Source organism: Pseudomonas reactans, assembly GCF_013385825.1.
GTDB classification, from domain to species: Bacteria; Pseudomonadota; Gammaproteobacteria; order Pseudomonadales; family Pseudomonadaceae; genus Aquipseudomonas; species Aquipseudomonas reactans.
Genome location: NZ_JACAPG010000008.1, coordinates 93,338 through 108,899 on the forward strand (window position 1 = coordinate 93,338; position 15,562 = coordinate 108,899).

The following is a 15,562-nucleotide window of genomic DNA, read 5'->3' on the forward strand; positions in this document are numbered from 1 at the left end:
GCTTGCTCGCGAAGAACGCACACGCACCGCGTTTATTCAGATGCTCCGCGTAATCGTTAACGACCTTCGCGAGCAAGCTCGCTCCTACAGGGGGTCAGGGCGTCAGGCTTGAGGTGCTTTGGCCGACTGCAAGCCCGGCGCGAATGGCTGCGAGGGCCGCCTGGTAATACGCCTTGCCTTCCGGCGACTCGGCAAACGTCGCGAATTCTTCCAGCTCCGGGTCGGACAAATCCCGATAGACGTACAGCAGCGTGTTGTTCAGGTCCTTGTCGATCTGCTGCATCAGCCGTTCGCGCTGGCCGTTCAGCATGCCTTGGGCCTGGCCGCCGCCCAGCAGGCCCGGAATCATCTGACTCAGGCTATCGGCCGCCACACCGGCAATCGCCAGGCTGACTTCCGCGCCGGCTTCACGGGCGGGCAGCGCTTGGGCCAGGTGGCCGATGATCAGGCTGCGGGTGGCGTCGGCTTCGATTTTCGGCAGGCCTTGGGCGTTTTTCGCCAGTTGATCACGGCGCGTGGCGAGCAGCTCGGCGGCGACAATCTTGCGGCCCAGAGGCGATTGGAAAAACGCCAGGGCAGGCTTGGGGTCTGCGAGGTTCTTGCGCAATTGCGCTTCGGCACGCTGGTCCACGGCCTGGGCGGCAAAACGTTTATTGCTGTTGTCCACCAGCGCCTGGTACACCGCCGGCGGCAAGCTATTGCGGTAGCGTTGCTGGGCGGCACTGAGGGCGTCATTGAAATGCGCACGTTGTTCGGCCCAGCCGGCGACCTTGTACAACTGGTCATGGCCGTCTGCCCAAGCGGGCAAAACGCAGAACATCAGCAAGGAAAAAAACAAACGACGCATATGGACTCCTGTCAGTCGGCCACTATTGTCCGTGTCGGGCGTAGGATTTGTCGAGAAGTCCTATCAGTCACCTGACTAAAGTATCTTCAGACGCTCGGCGGCTCTGTCGGATTCACAGGCGTATGGATACTATGCGCGCCATGCAAATACCCCTCGATCACCCCTTGCTGCAACGTATTGTCGACGACCTGGCCGAAAAGGGCTGGTCCCGGCAGGACGGCTTCCTGCCCCAGGCTCTGACCCTGGAACTGGCGGCTGAGTGCCGTAAACGTGCGGCCGAGGGTGAACTGGCCCCGGCGGCGGTGGGGCGCGGCCCGGCCCAGGAGATTCGCGAAGGCATTCGCGGTGACCATATCCAGTGGCTGGAAGACGGTGACGCGGCGGTCTGCGACACCTACATGGCGCTGATGGACAGCCTGCGTTTGGCGATGAACCGTGGCCTATTCCTCGGCCTCGAAGATTTCGAAAGCCATTTCGCGATGTACCCGCCGGGTGCGTTCTACCTCAAGCACCTGGACCGTTTTCGCGACGATGACCGGCGCATGGTCTCAGCAGTGATCTACTTGAACGATGCCTGGCTGCCCGAGCATGGTGGCCAGTTGCGCATGTACCTCAAGGACGGCGTCGAATACGATGTGGTGCCCACTGGCGGTTGCTTGGTGGTGTTCCTGTCGGGCGAAGTGCCCCACGAAGTCATGCCCGCCACGCGCGACCGCCTGTCCCTCACAGGCTGGTTTCGTCGGCGGGGCAACGAGCCGTTCTGAACATGGAAAAGATACTGATCAGCCGCTGCCTGCTGGGGCACAAGGTGCGCTACGACGGTGGCGCCAGCGGGCCGTTCGATCAACTGGCGGTATGGCAGGCCGAGGGGCGTGTGGTTGCCATCTGCCCGGAAGTGTCGGGTGGTTTGCCAACGCCACGTCCACCCGCCGAGATTCCCGGCGGGCAAGGCGTGGATGTCTGGGAGGGGCGTGCCCAGGTGCTGACGGCTGAGGGCGAAGATTTCAGTGAGGCCTTCCTCGACGGTGCGCGCCAGGCCTTGGCGCTGGTGCAGCGCCACCACATCCGCATCGCCGTGCTCAAGGCCAATAGCCCGTCGTGCGGCAACCTGCTGACCTACGACGGCACCTTCACCGGTGTAAAGGTCAGCGGCGAAGGCGTAACGGCTGCGCTGCTCAAACGCCACGGCGTGCTGGTGTTCAGTGAACTGGAATTGGTGCAGGCAGCCCAGGCATTGAACACTGGCGATTATTGAGTCTGGGCGGCCGGGCGATTGGAGTAATCGACAAGCCACTTCTGCAACAATTTCCTGAATCGATCGTCGGATTTGAATCGTTGCAGTGCGTTGTTCAGGCTTGACTTGAATGCAGGGTTTCCCTTCTGGAACGGCATCGCGTAGAGAGTCGACGGGCCTGTCATACGCCCCCGGGATTCACCGTAAGGCTCACTGAAATCGAACCGATCCTGCAATTCGGGAGTCACAGCAATATAGTTCATCGCCACGTCGTACTTGCCGCTCTCCACTCCCGGCAGCAGGTCAGTCGCATCGGTGATGATGAACGACGCGCGCACGTCCATTTCCTTGGCCAGTTGCTCGCCGAGTTCCACTTCCAAGCCGGTGAGTTTGTCACCTTCCTTGAAACTGAATGGCGGGTTTTCGGCCACGACTGCAATGCGCAGTTCGCCCCGGTCAAATACATCATCGAGCAGTTCGGCATGGGCCAAGGGGCTCAGAAGGGACAGCAAAAGTAACAGGCCAGGCGAAAAGCGCATGGTCACTCCTAGAGATTTTTAATGTGCGAGGCGCCGTTCAGCATCGCTTTGCTATGGTGTTGAGTGCCTTGGACAGCAATTTGTCGCGAAGTTGTCATAACCCTACAGATTTCACAGAAAAACTGGAGAAGCGAATGAAAGCCCTTTTGTCCCGTGCAACCCTTGCCAGCCTGTTGCTGGGTGCCTCGATGTTGGCCAATGCCGCTGATGTGCCTCGTACGCCTGCGCCCAAAGGCGCCGAAGTGTTTATTGTCTCGCCCAAAGACGGCGCAACCGTCGACAAAACCTTCACCGTCAAATTCGGCGTCAAGGGCCTGGACCTGGAACCGATCGACAAGCAAGTACCGGGCGCCGGCCACCACCACCTGCTGGTCGACCAGGACGTGACGTCGCTCAAGGCCGACGAAGCCATTCCAGCCACGGCCACGTCGATTCACTTCGGCAAGGCGCAAACCGAGACCGAGCTGACCCTCACACCTGGCAAGCACACCTTGCAACTGGTGGCGGGCGACAACGTGCACCGTCAGTTCGAGCCCACTGTAGTCTCGAAAGTGATCACGGTTAACGTGAAATAAAAAACGGGAGCCCCGTGAGGGGCTCCCGTTTTTTATTTGTAGGAGCAAGCTTGCTCGCGACAAGCCAGAGGGCGCTGCGTTTAGTCAGGCTAAACGCGTCATCGTTGACGTTTTTCGCGGGCAAGCCCGCTCCCACAGGTTTTAGAACAACACGCGGCTGCGAATCGTGCCGTTGATGTGCTGCAGCTTCTCTTGCGCCAGGTCCGAGTACTCGGCATCGACGTCGATCACCACGTAGCCGACCTTCTCGTTGGTCTGCAGGAACTGACCGGAGATGTTGATGCCGTTTTCCGCGAAGACCTTGTTGATCTCCATCATCACGCCAGGGATGTTCTGGTGGATGTGCAGCAGACGGTGCTTGCCAGGGTGAGCCGGCAGGGCCACTTCCGGGAAGTTCACGGACGATACCGAGGTACCGTTGTCGCTGTACTTGACCAGCTTCTCCGACACTTCCAGGCCAATGTTGGCTTGGGCTTCAGCGGTGGAACCGCCGATGTGCGGGGTCAGGATCACGTTGTCCAGGCCACGCAGCGGGCTTTCGAAGATGTCGTCGTTGGAGCGCGGCTCTACCGGGAACACGTCGATGGCGGCGCCGATCAGGTGCTTGTCCTTGATCGCGTCGGCCAGGGCGTCCAGCTCGACCACGGTGCCGCGGGCAGCGTTGATCAGGATGCCGCCTTTCTTGATGGCGCGGATTTCCTTCTCGCCGATCATCCACTGGGTCTCAGCGGTTTCCGGAACGTGCAGGGTCACGATGTCGGACATGCCCAACAGCTCGGTCAGGCTGGCCACTTGCGTGGCGTTGCCCAATGGCAGCTTGGTCAGGGTGTCGTAGAAGAACACCTGCATGCCGAGGCCTTCAGCCAGGACCGACAACTGAGTACCGATCGAGCCGTAACCGACGATACCCAGCTTCTTGCCGCGGATTTCGAAGGAGTTGGCTGCGCTCTTGATCCAGCCGCCACGGTGGCAGGAAGCGTTCTTCTCAGGAATGCCGCGCAACAACAGGATGGCCTCGGCCAGCACCAGTTCCGCAACGGAACGGGTGTTGGAGTACGGTGCGTTGAACACCGCGATGCCGCGCTCGCGCGCTGCGTTGAGGTCGACCTGGTTGGTGCCGATGCAGAAACAGCCGACCGCCACGAGTTTCTTGGCGTGATCGAAGATCTCTTCGGTCAGCTGAGTGCGGGAGCGAATGCCGATGAAGTGCGCGTCGGCGATCTTTTCCTTGAGTTGGGCTTCCGGCAGAGAACTGGTGATGTACTCAATGCTGGTGTACCCGGCGGCTTTCAGAACGTCGACAGCCGATGGGTGGACGCCTTCCAGAAGAAGGAACTTGATCTTGCTCTTATCGAGAGAAGTCTTGCTCATCTGCGTAAACCTGTATCCCGGAGAAAAATGGCAGGGAATCGAGCAGCACAAGCTGACCCGGACGGCAGGAAAGCCGTCACCGCAGAAACGCCCTTGGGCTCTGTCCTGCGGGGGCGGTATGCTAGCATACGCGCCCCGCTAAACACCTATTCCTGCGACGTGAAGCGTTCTCAGGATGACCATGAATTGTTCGAGAGTTCTGTCGATGACCCATCCTGCCCTGATTGATGAGCTAAAGACCCTGGTTGAGCCCGGCAAAGTGCTGACCGATGCAGACTCCCTGGAGGCTTACGGCAAGGATTGGACCAAGCACTTCGCGCCCGCGCCGACCGCCATCGTCTTCCCCAAGACCACTGAGCAGGTCCAGGCCATTGTGCGTTGGGCCAATACCCACAAGGTGGCGCTGGTGCCATCGGGCGGGCGTACCGGTTTGTCGGCCGCTGCCGTGGCGGCGAATGGCGAAGTGGTTGTGTCGTTCGACTATATGAACCAGATTCTCGACGTGAACCTCACCGACCGCACCGCCGTGTGCCAGCCGGGCGTGGTCACCAAGCAATTGCAGAACGTCGCTGAGGAAAAAGGCCTGTACTACCCGGTGGACTTCGCATCGTCCGGTTCCAGCCAGATTGGCGGCAATATCGGCACTAATGCCGGCGGGATCAAGGTGATTCGCTACGGCATGACCCGTAACTGGGTGGCCGGCATGAAGGTTGTCACCGGCAAGGGCGACGTACTCGAACTGAACCGCGACCTGATCAAGAACGCCACCGGCTACGACATGCGCCAGCTGTTCATCGGCGCTGAAGGCACTCTGGGCTTTGTGGTCGAAGCCACCATGCGCCTGGACCGTGCGCCAAAAAACCTCACCGCCATGGTGCTGGGCACGACCGACTTCGACTCGATCATGCCGGTCTTGCACGCGTTCCAGAGCAAGCTGGACCTGACCGCCTTCGAATTCTTCTCCGACAAGGCCCTGGCCAAGGTCATGGGCCGTGGCGACGTGCCGGCCCCGTTCGAAACCGAGTGCCCGTTCTACGCGCTGCTGGAGTTCGAAGCCACCACCGAAGAAGTCGCCAATCACGCGCTGGAAACCTTTGAGCATTGCGTCGAGCAGGGCTGGGTGCTGGACGGCGTGATGAGCCAGAGCGAAACCCAACTGCACAACCTGTGGAAACTGCGCGAGTACATCTCCGAAACCATTTCCCACTGGACCCCGTACAAGAACGATATCTCGGTGACTGTCTCCAAAGTACCGGCGTTCTTGAAGGAAATCGACGCGATCGTCGGCGAACACTACCCCGATTTTGAAATCGTCTGGTTCGGCCACATTGGCGACGGCAACCTGCACCTGAACATCCTCAAACCAGAAAACCTGAGCAAGGACGAGTTCTTCGCCAAGTGCGCCACCGTGAACAAGTGGGTGTTTGAAACCGTCGAGAAGTACAACGGTTCGATCTCCGCCGAACACGGCGTGGGCATGACCAAGCGTGACTACCTGACTTACAGCCGCTCGCCGGTTGAAATCGAATACATGAAGGCCGTCAAAGCCGTGTTCGACCCGAACGGGATCATGAACCCTGGCAAGATCTTCGCTGTTTAATCGCCCTGAAGGAGTCGTTCCATGAGCTACCAGCACAAGTATGTCGACGGCACCAACATCCACTTTTCGCTCGGCAAAGTGGTGTGTATCGGGCGTAACTATGCCGAACATGCCAAGGAACTGGACAACCCGGTACCCACCGAGCCGCTGCTGTTCATCAAGCCGGGCAGCTGCGTGGTGCCGCTGGAAGGCGGTTTCAGCATCCCGACCGAACGCGGCTCGGTGCACTACGAGGCGGAAATCGCGGTATTGATCGGCAAACCCTTGTCGACCAAGCCCAGCCGTGAAGAAGTGTTGGATGCGATTTCCGGCTTCGCCCCGGCCCTGGACCTGACCCTGCGCGACAAACAGGCCGAGCTGAAAGCCAAGGGCCTGCCGTGGGAAATCGCCAAGTCCTTCGATGGTGCGGCAGTGATTGCACCGTTCGTGGTGGGCAGCACGTTTGCGGACGTGACCGACATCGGCATCCGCTTGAGCATCAATGGCGAAGTGCGCCAGGATGGCAACAGCGCGCAGATGCTCAACCCGATCATCCCGATGATCCAGCACATGGCCGGCTGCTTCTCGCTGCAAGCGGGCGATGTGATCCTCACCGGCACCCCGGCCGGCGTGGGCCCGCTGAATGTGGGCGATGAGCTGGTGTTGGAGCTGTCGGGTGTGAGCCGCTTCGACAGCAGCGTTCGCTGAACCCGCTCTTGTAGGAGCCGGCTTGCCGGCGATGGGGTCGGTGCGGTGCAACTGGCACACCCCGTCGATCCCATCGCCGGCAAGCCGGCTCCTACAGGTCATTCGCTTTTTGCATTTTTTTCACACGCCATCCGGATAATTCGCAGCCTCTTGCGCGCGGGCCTGTCATTCCTGTGCTATCACCTAACGCTGACTTTCTGGAAAAAGCGCTCAATGGCCGTGTCCCTGCCCTCCGCTACACCCAAGCCACGTTCTCGCTTCGCCTTGCGCTGGTATTCCTGGCTGTTGCTGGCAGGGGTGATTTCCTACGGCGTTGCCTGGGCCATGCACTGGGATGATCGTGGTGTGCTGTGGGTGTTGGAGCGTTTCGAAACCCCCGCCGAGCGCCAGGAAAGCGTATGGCTGCCGGACTACCATGCCGTCATCGATGGCAAGCTTTTGCCGGGGATGGAGAAGGACGAAGCTTCGGACGTCGCCTACAACCCCCAGACCAAAACCCTGTTTTCCGTGATGGGAAAAAACCCCTTCCTCGTCGAGTTGAGCCTGCAAGGCGATGTGCTGCGCAAGATGCCACTCAACGGCTGGGATAACCCGGAAGGTGTGACAGTGATGGAAAACGGGTTGATCGCCGTGGTCGATGAGCGCCAGCACACGCTGACCATCGTCAAGGTGGACGCCACCACCGCTGCGTTGAACAAGGCCGATTTCCCGAGCTATGACCTGGGCCCGTCCAAGGACCAGAACAAAGCCTTTGAAGCGATCACCTGGGACACGCGCAACCAGCAACTGGTGCTGGGTGAAGAGCGCCCGCCGGCATTGTTCACCTGGAAAAGCGACGGCGGCCAGACCCTGGCTGGCGATAAGCAAAAGCTGGCCAGCAAAGAATTGGACATGCGCAACCTCTCGGCCTTGGCCGTCGACCCCCGTACCGGGCATCTGCTGGTGCTGTCGGCCGACTCCCACCTGCTACTGGAGCTGGACGAGCAAGGCGAGCAGGTCAGCTTCATGACCCTGCTTGGCGGTTTCAATGGCCTCAAAAGCACCATTCCACGGGCTGAAGGGGTGACCATGGACGAGAACGGCACCCTGTACATAGTCAGTGAGCCAAACCTGTTCTATCGTTTCGAAAAGCAGAAATAGCAGACCGATTACGTCGGATATGTCTCTATGAGCGGCATTCGCCAGACATCAGGGCGCGTTTAAGTTTAAATTCAGACAGGCGTGATATTCATTCGCCACTTTTGATTTTGAGCCCGCCCGATGCGACGACTAACCCGCCCCAAATCACTTTTCTTTATGCTTGCGCTGATCGCCCTGGTCAGCGCCGGGGCTGTCGCGCAGCATTTTCGCCTGTTCGAGCGCGCTTGGTTCAACTGGCAGGCGTGGCGCCAGCCGACGGATGAGCGCTCCATTGGCCTGGCGGACTACCGTGTGACCCTGGAAGCCCAAGTGATCGAGGGGTTGGAGGACGATGTGTCGGCCTTGACCTTCGACCCGGTGCGCAAAAGCCTGTTTACCGTCACCAATAAAAACGCCGAACTGATCGAGCTGTCCCTTGAGGGCAAGATCCTGCGGCGGATTCCCTTGATAGGGTTTGGCGATGCCGAGGCGGTGGAATTCATCAGCGACAACATTTATGTGATCAGCGATGAGCACCAGCAGCGGCTGATCAAGGTGCATGTGGATGATGACACCCAATTCCTCGACGCCGCCGATGCGGAGCAGATGACCCTGGGCGTGCACGTCGGCGGCAACAAGGGTTTTGAGGGCCTGGCCTATGACTCGGTGGGCAAGCGCCTGTTCGTGGCCAAGGAACGCGACCCGATGCTGATCTACGAGATTCACGGTTTTCCCCACTTCAAACCGGAAAAGACCTACTCGGTGCACGTGGTCAATAACCCCAAGCGTGACGCCGGGTTGTTTGTGCGTGACCTGTCGAGCCTGCAATACGACGAGCGCAGCGGCCATTTGCTGGCACTGTCGGATGAGTCGTTCCTGGTGCTGGAACTGGATATCGACGGTCGCCCGCTGAGCAGTTTGTCACTGCTGAACGGGCGCCATGGCCTGAAAAAGCGGGTGCCTCAGGCGGAAGGGATCGCGATGGATGACGAGGGTACGTTGTACCTTGTCAGCGAGCCGAACCTGTTCTACGTATTCAAAAAACCAAGTCTCTGAACACGCTGAACCCTTGTGGGAGCAGGCAAGCCAGCTCCCACATAAAGCCCAGCCGACTGGTTTAAGCCTTGAGGGTTTTGACGCCTTCGGAAGTGCCCAGCAACAGCACATCCGCCGGGCGTGCCGCGAACAAACCGTTGGTGACCACGCCGACGATCGCGTTGATCTGCGTCTCCAGCTCCACCGGGTGGGTGATCTGCATGTTGAACACGTCAAGGATGATATTGCCGTTGTCGGTCAATACACCTTCGCGGTACACCGGGTCGCCGCCCAGTTTTACCAGCTCGCGGGCCACGTGGCTGCGGGCCATCGGGATCACTTCCACCGGCAGCGGGAACGCGCCGAGTACCGGCACCAGCTTGCTGGCGTCGGCGATGCAGATGAAGGTCTTGGCCACGGCCGCGACGATCTTCTCGCGGGTCAGGGCTGCGCCGCCGCCTTTGATCAGGTTCAGGTGTTCGTCGCTTTCATCGGCGCCGTCGACATAGAACTCCAGGTCGCTCACGGTGTTGAGCTCGTACACCGGAATACCATGGCCTTTCAGTCGTGCGGCGGTGGCTTCGGAGCTGGCCACGGCGCCATCGAACGCGCCCTTGTGCTGGGCCAGTGCGTCGATGAAGCAGTTGGCGGTGGAGCCGGTGCCGACACCGACGATGCTCTTGTCGTCGAGTTTAGGAAGGATTAAATCGACGGCGGCCTGGGCCACTGCCTGTTTGAGTTGATCCTGGGTCATGCGGGCTCCGGAACGGGCGGGGAGTTAACGAGGGGCGCGAGTATAACCCAACAAAACCTCGGGATTCGTGTGGTCGCCCGGCCAAAAGCCGGGTTAGACTCCCTGGCCCTGCCAAACCGTGAAAGTAGAAGCCCGCCGATGCTTGAACAGTACGTCAAAAAGATCCTCACCTCGCGCGTTTACGACGTTGCCGTAGAAACCCCGTTGCAGACCGCCCGCCAGCTCTCCGAGCGGCTGGGCAACAAGGTCTGGCTCAAGCGTGAAGACTTGCAGCCGGTGTTCTCGTTCAAGATTCGCGGCGCCTACAACAAGCTGACCCAGCTGACGGCTGAGGAGCGCGCGCGCGGCGTGGTCACGGCGTCAGCCGGCAACCATGCCCAGGGCCTGGCCCTGGCGGCCAAGGTGCTGGGGGTGAAAGCCACCATCGTGATGCCCAAGACCACCCCGGAGATCAAGGTCGAAGGCGTGCGCTCCCGTGGCGGCAAAGTGGTGCTGCATGGCGATTCCTTCCCGGAAGCCCTGGCCTACTCACTCAAGCTGGTCGACGAAAAAGGCTACGTCTACATCCACCCTTACGATGATCCCCACACCATTGCCGGGCAGGGCACCGTGGCGATGGAGATCCTGCGCCAGCACCCGGGGCCTCTGGACGCGATTTTCGTCCCCGTGGGCGGCGGCGGGCTGATTGCCGGGATTGCGGCGTACGTGAAGTACCTGCGCCCGGAGATCAAGATCATCGGCGTTGAGCCGGACGACTCCAACTGCCTGCAAGCCGCCCTGGCTGCGGGCGAGCGCGTGGTACTGCCAACCGTTGGTCTCTTTGCCGATGGCGTGGCGGTGGCGCAGATCGGCCAGCACACCTTCGACATCTGCAAGGATTACGTGGATGAAGTGATCACCGTGAGCACCGATGAAATCTGTGCGGCGATCAAGGACATCTACGACGACACCCGTTCCATCACCGAGCCGGCAGGGGCATTGGGTGTGGCGGGTATCAAGAAGTACGTCGAGACCCGTGGCGTGACCGGGCAGACCCTGGTGGCGATCGACTCCGGCGCCAACGTCAACTTCGACCGCCTGCGCCATGTGGCCGAGCGCGCCGAGTTGGGTGAGGGCCGCGAAGCCATCATCGCCGTGACCATCCCCGAGAAACCCGGCAGCTTCAAGGCGTTCTGCGAGGCCGTGGGCAAGCGCCAGATCACAGAATTCAACTACCGCTTCCACTCCGGCAGCGAAGCGCACATCTTTGTCGGCGTGCAGACCCACCCGGAAAACGATCCGCGCAGCGCGCTGATCGCCAGCCTGACAGGCCAGGGTTTCCCGGTGCTGGACCTGACCGAGAACGAACTGGCCAAGTTGCACATCCGCCATATGGTCGGCGGCCATGCGGCTCACGTCAGCAATGAAGTGGTGTTTCGCTTCGAATTCCCGGAGCGTCCGGGGGCCTTGTTCAACTTTCTTAACAAATTGGGCGGGCGCTGGAACATCTCGATGTTCCACTATCGCAACCACGGCGCAGCCGACGGTCGTGTGGTCGCCGGCCTGCAAGTGCCGGCGAACGAGCGTCACCTGGTGCCGGCAGCCCTGGAAGCCATCGGCTACCCGTACTGGGATGAAAGCGATAACCCGGCCTATAAACTGTTCCTCGGTTGAGCGACTACGCTGATTGGGGCGGCCTTTGAGAGATAAGAGACATGGAAACCCTGATCACCCTGAAAGTTATCCACATCGCGGCCACGGTATTGCTGCTGCTTAGCGGCTTGGGCCTGGCGATACTGGCCTGGCGCAAACGCAGCGCGGGCCCGGCGGTGACCGTGCAGCGCCCATGGACGTTCGTCTGGTTGTTGATGGGCGTGTGTGTGGTGAGCATGCCGTTTACTGGCTGGTGGCTGGTGCACCTGATCGGCTGGCCGCTGGGGCAGACCTGGATCCTGGGTTCCAGCCTCCTCTACACCGTGGCAGCGCTGGCCTGGTTTTGGCTGGTGGCGCGGCTTAATCGCCTGCGCAAGGGTGAGGGCGGTAGCCTGAACTTCACGCTGGTGCTGGCGGTGGTCAGCCTGGTGGGGTTCGTTGCGATTGCCGGGTTGATGGGTGCCAAGCCTGTGTAGGAGCGAGCTTGCTCGCGAAAAACGCAAGGACACCGCGTTCATTCAGGATGCCCGCGTCATCATTGACGATTCTCGCGAGCAAGCTCGCTCCTACAGGTGAAACCGATCAGCTACGCAATGTGATCACCGGCCAGCCACGCTTTTCGGCTTCAGCCCGCAGATTCGGGTCCGGATCCACCGCCACCGCGTGAGTCACCTGCTCAAGTAGCGGCAGATCATTCATCGAATCACTGTAGAAGTAGCTGTCTTCCAGGCTGTACCCGGTTTCTTCCAACCAACGATTCAAGCGCGTCACCTTGCCCTCGCGAAAGCACGGCACATCAGTGCTGCGCCCGGTGTAGCGGCCGTTTTCCATCTCGCATTCGGTGGCGATCAGGGTTTCCACGCCCAGGCGTGCGGCAATCGGCGCGGTGACGAAACGGTTGGTGGCGGTGATGATCACCAGCTTGTCACCGGCGGCGCGGTGCTTGGCCAGCAGTTCCACGGCTTTAGGCAGCATCAGCGGTTCGATACAGTCACGCATGAAGTCGTTGTGCCACTCGTCCAGTTGGGTCATCTCGGTGCGGCCGAGGATTTCCAGGCTGAAGTTCAGGTAGGCGGCGTTGTCGAGCTTGCCGGCCAGGTAATCCTGGTAGAACTCGTCGTTGCGGGCCTTGTAGGCCACCGGGTCTAGAATCCCGCGTTCACACAGGTAATCGCCCCAAGCGTGATCGCTGTCACCGCCGAGGAGGGTGTTGTCCAAGTCGAATAAAGCCAGGCGCATTGCAGTTACTCGCTGAAATGTCTGTAAAAAGGCGTCCAGAATACGGTCTTTTCACAAGAGTGCACATAAGGTAAGAAGCCTCGTTGCCGCTTCATCAACCTTTGTGGAACAATGCGGCGACATGCGTTTGCGAGGTTGTTGCCGTGATCGACCCCGATGGTTTCCGTCCTAATGTCGGGATTATTCTTACGAATGATGCCGGACAGGTGCTATGGGCTCGCCGAATCAACCAAGATGCCTGGCAGTTTCCTCAAGGTGGAATCAACCCCGACGAAACCCCTGAAGACGCCTTGTACCGTGAGTTGAACGAAGAAGTCGGCCTTGAGCGTGAAGATGTACAAATTCTGGCCTGTACCCGTGGCTGGTTGCGCTATCGTTTGCCGCAACGCCTGGTGCGTACCCACAGCCAACCGCTGTGCATCGGTCAGAAGCAGAAATGGTTTCTCCTGCGGCTGATCTCCAATGAGCAGCGGGTGCGGATGGATTTGACCGGTAAACCGGAGTTCGATGGCTGGCGTTGGGTCAGCTATTGGTACCCGTTGGGCCAGGTGGTGACATTCAAGCGCGAAGTTTATCGTCGCGCTCTCAAAGAGCTTGCCCCGCGCCTTTTAGCGCGCGACTGACGACGGAGTTCGACCCCGAGCCATGCTCAATACGCTGCGCAAGATCGTCCAGGAAGTTAACTCCGCCAAGGATCTCAAGGCGGCGTTGGGGATTATTGTGTTGCGCGTCAAGGAAGCCATGGGCAGCCAGGTCTGCTCGGTTTACCTGCTGGACCCCGAGACCAACCGTTTTGTGCTGATGGCCACCGAGGGCTTGAACAAGCGCTCTATCGGCAAGGTCAGCATGGCGCCCAATGAAGGTCTGGTGGGCCTGGTGGGGACGCGTGAAGAACCCCTGAACCTTGAAAACGCGGCCGATCACCCGCGTTATCGCTACTTTGCCGAAACCGGCGAAGAGCGCTACGCCTCGTTCCTCGGCGCACCGATCATTCACCACCGCCGCGTTGTCGGCGTGTTGGTCATCCAGCAGAAAGAACGCCGCCAGTTCGACGAAGGTGAAGAAGCTTTCCTTGTGACCATGAGCGCGCAGCTCGCCGGGGTTATTGCCCACGCCGAAGCCACCGGCTCTATTCGCGGCCTGGGCCGCGAAGGCAAGGGTATCCAGGAAGCCAAGTTCGTCGGTGTGCCGGGTTCACCGGGCGCGGCGGTCGGTACGGCGGTGGTCATGTTGCCGCCAGCGGACCTGGATGTGGTGCCGGACAAGACCGTCAGCGACATTGACGCTGAAATCAAACTGTTCAAGACCGCCCTGGAAGGCGTGCGCGCCGACATGCGCAATCTATCGAACAAGCTGGCCACCCAGCTGCGCCCCGAAGAGCGTGCGCTGTTCGACGTGTACCAGATGATGCTCGACGACGCGTCCCTGGGTAACGAAGTCAAGACCGTGATCAAGACCGGCCAGTGGGCCCAGGGCGCACTGCGCCAGGTGGTCACCGATCACGTCAACCGTTTCGAAATGATGGATGACGACTACCTGCGTGAGCGGGCCTCGGATGTGCGCGACCTGGGTCGCCGTCTGCTGGCCAAGCTGCAGGAAGACCGCACCACCAACCTGGTTTACCCCGACAACACCATCCTGATCAGTGAAGAACTGACTGCCACCATGCTCGGCGAAGTGCCAGAGGGCAAGTTGGTGGGCCTGGTCTCGGTACTGGGTTCGGGCAACTCCCACGTTGCGATCCTGGCGCGTGCCATGGGTATCCCGACGGTGATGGGCCTGGTCGACCTGCCGTACGCCAAGGTCGACGGCATCGGCATGATCGTCGATGGCCATCGCGGTGAAGTGTTCACCAACCCCAGCGAAGTGTTGCGCAAGCAATACGCCGAAGTGGTTGAAGAAGAGAAACAACTGGCGCTTGGCCTCGATTCGTTGCGCGAGCTGCCTTGCGTGACCACCGATGGTCATCGTGTGCCGTTGCTGGTCAACACCGGCCTGCTGGCCGACGTGGCCCGGGCGCAACAGCGAGGCGCCGAAGGGGTGGGGCTGTACCGCACCGAAGTGCCGTTCATGATCAACCAGCGTTTCCCGAGCGAGAAGGAGCAACTGGCGATTTATCGCGAGCAACTGCAGGCCTTCCACCCGTTGCCGGTGACCATGCGCAGCCTGGATATCGGCGGCGACAAGTCACTGTCGTATTTCCCGATTAAAGAGGACAACCCGTTCCTCGGCTGGCGCGGCATTCGCGTAACCCTCGACCACCCTGAAATCTTCCTCGTACAGACCCGCGCCATGCTCAAGGCCAGCGAAGGCCTGAACAATCTGCGCATCCTGCTGCCGATGATCTCTGGCACCCATGAGCTGGAAGAGGCGCTGCACCTGATCCACCGCGCCTGGGGCGAAGTGCGCGACGAAGGTGCCGACGTACCGATGCCGCCGATTGGCGTGATGATCGAAATCCCGGCGGCGGTGTACCAGGCCAAGGAACTGGCGCGGCAGGTGGACTTCCTCTCGGTAGGTTCCAACGACCTGACCCAATACCTGCTGGCCGTGGACCGTAATAACCCACGGGTGGCCGACCTTTACGACTACTTGCACCCGGCGGTGCTGCAAGCCCTGCAACACGTGGTGCGCGACGCCCATGCCGAAGGCAAGCCGGTGAGCATCTGCGGTGAAATGGCCGGCGACCCGGCGGCAGCGGTGCTGTTGATGGCGATGGGCTTTGACAGCTTGTCGATGAACGCCACCAACTTGCCGAAGGTGAAGTGGATGCTGCGTCAGGTTGACTTGGGGATGGCCAAGGATTTGCTGGCAGAGCTGATGACCATCGACAACCCGCAAGTTATCCACAGCTCGTTGCAGTTGGCGCTGAAAAATTTGGGGCTGACACGGATGATCAACCCGGCTTCAGCGAAAACCCTCTAAACCGC

At 60.3% G+C, this 15,562-nt stretch carries 16 protein-coding genes; 11 read left to right on the forward strand and 5 right to left on the reverse strand.

Translation table 11 applies throughout. From position 1 onward, the window contains the following. Positions 1 to 94: 94 nt before the first annotated feature. Entirely contained in the window at positions 95 to 847 is a 753-nt protein-coding gene (locus HX868_RS08725) for a DUF2059 domain-containing protein (RefSeq protein ID WP_177002581.1), read from the reverse strand. A gap of 131 nt (positions 848 to 978) precedes the next feature. Between HX868_RS08725 and HX868_RS08730 the strand changes: the two genes are divergently transcribed. Both HX868_RS08730 and HX868_RS08735 read left to right on the forward strand, forming a co-directional pair. After that, positions 979 to 1,611, forward strand: coding sequence for a 2OG-Fe(II) oxygenase (locus tag HX868_RS08730; RefSeq protein WP_177002754.1), 633 nt, complete (start codon positions 979 to 981; stop codon positions 1,609 to 1,611). 2 nt (positions 1,612 to 1,613) lie between these two features. Beyond that, on the forward strand, positions 1,614 to 2,102 hold the full coding sequence (locus tag HX868_RS08735; protein WP_177002582.1) for a 2-thiouracil desulfurase family protein: 489 nt from the start codon (positions 1,614 to 1,616) through the stop codon (positions 2,100 to 2,102). Here the strand turns inward: HX868_RS08735 and HX868_RS08740 are convergent. After that, the gene (locus tag HX868_RS08740; RefSeq protein ID WP_177002583.1) at positions 2,096 to 2,620 is read right to left on the reverse strand and encodes a transporter substrate-binding domain-containing protein; all 525 of its coding nucleotides are present in this window, start codon (positions 2,618 to 2,620) and stop codon (positions 2,096 to 2,098) included. The two genes, HX868_RS08735 and HX868_RS08740, sit on opposite strands and share 7 nt — an antisense overlap. Positions 2,621 to 2,754: 134 nt before the next feature. Here HX868_RS08740 and HX868_RS08745 point away from each other — a divergent pair, with 134 nt between their 5' ends. Then, positions 2,755 to 3,195: a DUF4399 domain-containing protein gene (locus HX868_RS08745; RefSeq protein WP_177002584.1), complete on the forward strand. Its 441-nt coding sequence runs from the start codon at positions 2,755 to 2,757 to the stop codon at positions 3,193 to 3,195. A gap of 141 nt (positions 3,196 to 3,336) precedes the next feature. Here HX868_RS08745 and serA read toward each other — a convergent pair whose 3' ends face one another. Beyond that, positions 3,337 to 4,566 (reverse strand): phosphoglycerate dehydrogenase, encoded by a 1,230-nt coding sequence (gene serA, locus HX868_RS08750; protein WP_003195214.1) that lies wholly within the window; start codon positions 4,564 to 4,566, stop codon positions 3,337 to 3,339. Between the two features lie 205 nt (positions 4,567 to 4,771). On the opposite strand from serA, the gene HX868_RS08755 reads away from it, so the two are divergent. The 4 genes from HX868_RS08755 (at position 4,772) to HX868_RS08770 (ending at position 9,028) form a co-directional block, all read left to right on the forward strand. Continuing rightward, complete coding sequence (locus tag HX868_RS08755) at positions 4,772 to 6,166, forward strand: FAD-binding oxidoreductase (RefSeq protein WP_016979015.1); 1,395 nt, start codon at positions 4,772 to 4,774, stop codon at positions 6,164 to 6,166. Between the two features lie 21 nt (positions 6,167 to 6,187). After that, the gene (locus HX868_RS08760; protein ID WP_177002585.1) at positions 6,188 to 6,853 is read left to right on the forward strand and encodes a fumarylacetoacetate hydrolase family protein; all 666 of its coding nucleotides are present in this window, start codon (positions 6,188 to 6,190) and stop codon (positions 6,851 to 6,853) included. A gap of 213 nt (positions 6,854 to 7,066) precedes the next feature. After that, positions 7,067 to 7,993, forward strand: a complete 927-nt coding sequence (locus tag HX868_RS08765) for an SdiA-regulated domain-containing protein (RefSeq protein WP_177002586.1) — start codon at positions 7,067 to 7,069, stop codon at positions 7,991 to 7,993. A gap of 120 nt (positions 7,994 to 8,113) precedes the next feature. Continuing rightward, positions 8,114 to 9,028 carry an SdiA-regulated domain-containing protein gene (locus HX868_RS08770; RefSeq protein ID WP_177002587.1) on the forward strand — a complete coding sequence of 305 codons (915 nt, stop codon included), beginning with the start codon at positions 8,114 to 8,116 and terminating at the stop codon, positions 9,026 to 9,028. Positions 9,029 to 9,089: 61 nt separating this feature from the next. Here HX868_RS08770 and rpiA read toward each other — a convergent pair whose 3' ends face one another. Then, positions 9,090 to 9,761, reverse strand: coding sequence for a ribose-5-phosphate isomerase RpiA (gene rpiA / locus HX868_RS08775; RefSeq protein WP_177002588.1), 672 nt, complete (start codon positions 9,759 to 9,761; stop codon positions 9,090 to 9,092). Between the two features lie 108 nt (positions 9,762 to 9,869). On the opposite strand from rpiA, the gene ilvA reads away from it, so the two are divergent. Both ilvA and HX868_RS08785 read left to right on the forward strand, forming a co-directional pair. Then, positions 9,870 to 11,414, forward strand: coding sequence for a threonine ammonia-lyase, biosynthetic (gene ilvA / locus HX868_RS08780; protein WP_281364979.1), 1,545 nt, complete (start codon positions 9,870 to 9,872; stop codon positions 11,412 to 11,414). Between the two features lie 41 nt (positions 11,415 to 11,455). Then, positions 11,456 to 11,869, forward strand: a complete 414-nt coding sequence (locus tag HX868_RS08785; protein ID WP_177002590.1) for a DUF2269 family protein — start codon at positions 11,456 to 11,458, stop codon at positions 11,867 to 11,869. A 106-nt stretch (positions 11,870 to 11,975) separates the two neighbouring features. Here the strand turns inward: HX868_RS08785 and HX868_RS08790 are convergent, their stop codons facing one another. Then, a complete protein-coding gene (locus tag HX868_RS08790) occupies positions 11,976 to 12,632 on the reverse strand; it encodes a histidinol-phosphatase (RefSeq protein WP_016979023.1) in 657 nt (218 codons plus the stop codon). Positions 12,633 to 12,775: 143 nt separating this feature from the next. Here HX868_RS08790 and HX868_RS08795 point away from each other — a divergent pair, with 143 nt between their 5' ends. Then, complete coding sequence (locus HX868_RS08795; RefSeq protein WP_003176750.1) at positions 12,776 to 13,255, forward strand: RNA pyrophosphohydrolase; 480 nt, start codon at positions 12,776 to 12,778, stop codon at positions 13,253 to 13,255. Between the two features lie 22 nt (positions 13,256 to 13,277). Further along, a complete protein-coding gene (ptsP, locus tag HX868_RS08800; RefSeq protein ID WP_016979024.1) occupies positions 13,278 to 15,557 on the forward strand; it encodes a phosphoenolpyruvate--protein phosphotransferase in 2,280 nt (759 codons plus the stop codon). The last annotated feature ends 5 nt before the right edge of the window (positions 15,558 to 15,562 follow it).

What these genes read in the sequence shown, in the direction of transcription:
- HX868_RS08725 (WP_177002581.1), bottom strand. Translation starts at nt 847, where the DNA reads ATGCGTCGTTTGTTTTTTTCCTTGCTGATGTTCTGCGTTTTGCCCGCT.
- HX868_RS08730 (WP_177002754.1), top strand. Translation starts at nt 979, where the DNA reads ATGCGCGCCATGCAAATACCCCTCGATCACCCCTTGCTGCAACGTATT.
- HX868_RS08735 (WP_177002582.1), top strand. Translation starts at nt 1,614, where the DNA reads ATGGAAAAGATACTGATCAGCCGCTGCCTGCTGGGGCACAAGGTGCGC.
- HX868_RS08740 (WP_177002583.1), bottom strand. Translation starts at nt 2,620, where the DNA reads ATGCGCTTTTCGCCTGGCCTGTTACTTTTGCTGTCCCTTCTGAGCCCC.
- HX868_RS08745 (WP_177002584.1), top strand. Translation starts at nt 2,755, where the DNA reads ATGAAAGCCCTTTTGTCCCGTGCAACCCTTGCCAGCCTGTTGCTGGGT.
- serA (WP_003195214.1), bottom strand. Translation starts at nt 4,566, where the DNA reads ATGAGCAAGACTTCTCTCGATAAGAGCAAGATCAAGTTCCTTCTTCTG.
- HX868_RS08755 (WP_016979015.1), top strand. Translation starts at nt 4,772, where the DNA reads ATGACCCATCCTGCCCTGATTGATGAGCTAAAGACCCTGGTTGAGCCC.
- HX868_RS08760 (WP_177002585.1), top strand. Translation starts at nt 6,188, where the DNA reads ATGAGCTACCAGCACAAGTATGTCGACGGCACCAACATCCACTTTTCG.
- HX868_RS08765 (WP_177002586.1), top strand. Translation starts at nt 7,067, where the DNA reads ATGGCCGTGTCCCTGCCCTCCGCTACACCCAAGCCACGTTCTCGCTTC.
- HX868_RS08770 (WP_177002587.1), top strand. Translation starts at nt 8,114, where the DNA reads ATGCGACGACTAACCCGCCCCAAATCACTTTTCTTTATGCTTGCGCTG.
- rpiA (WP_177002588.1), bottom strand. Translation starts at nt 9,761, where the DNA reads ATGACCCAGGATCAACTCAAACAGGCAGTGGCCCAGGCCGCCGTCGAT.
- HX868_RS08785 (WP_177002590.1), top strand. Translation starts at nt 11,456, where the DNA reads ATGGAAACCCTGATCACCCTGAAAGTTATCCACATCGCGGCCACGGTA.
- HX868_RS08790 (WP_016979023.1), bottom strand. Translation starts at nt 12,632, where the DNA reads ATGCGCCTGGCTTTATTCGACTTGGACAACACCCTCCTCGGCGGTGAC.
- ptsP (WP_016979024.1), top strand. Translation starts at nt 13,278, where the DNA reads ATGCTCAATACGCTGCGCAAGATCGTCCAGGAAGTTAACTCCGCCAAG.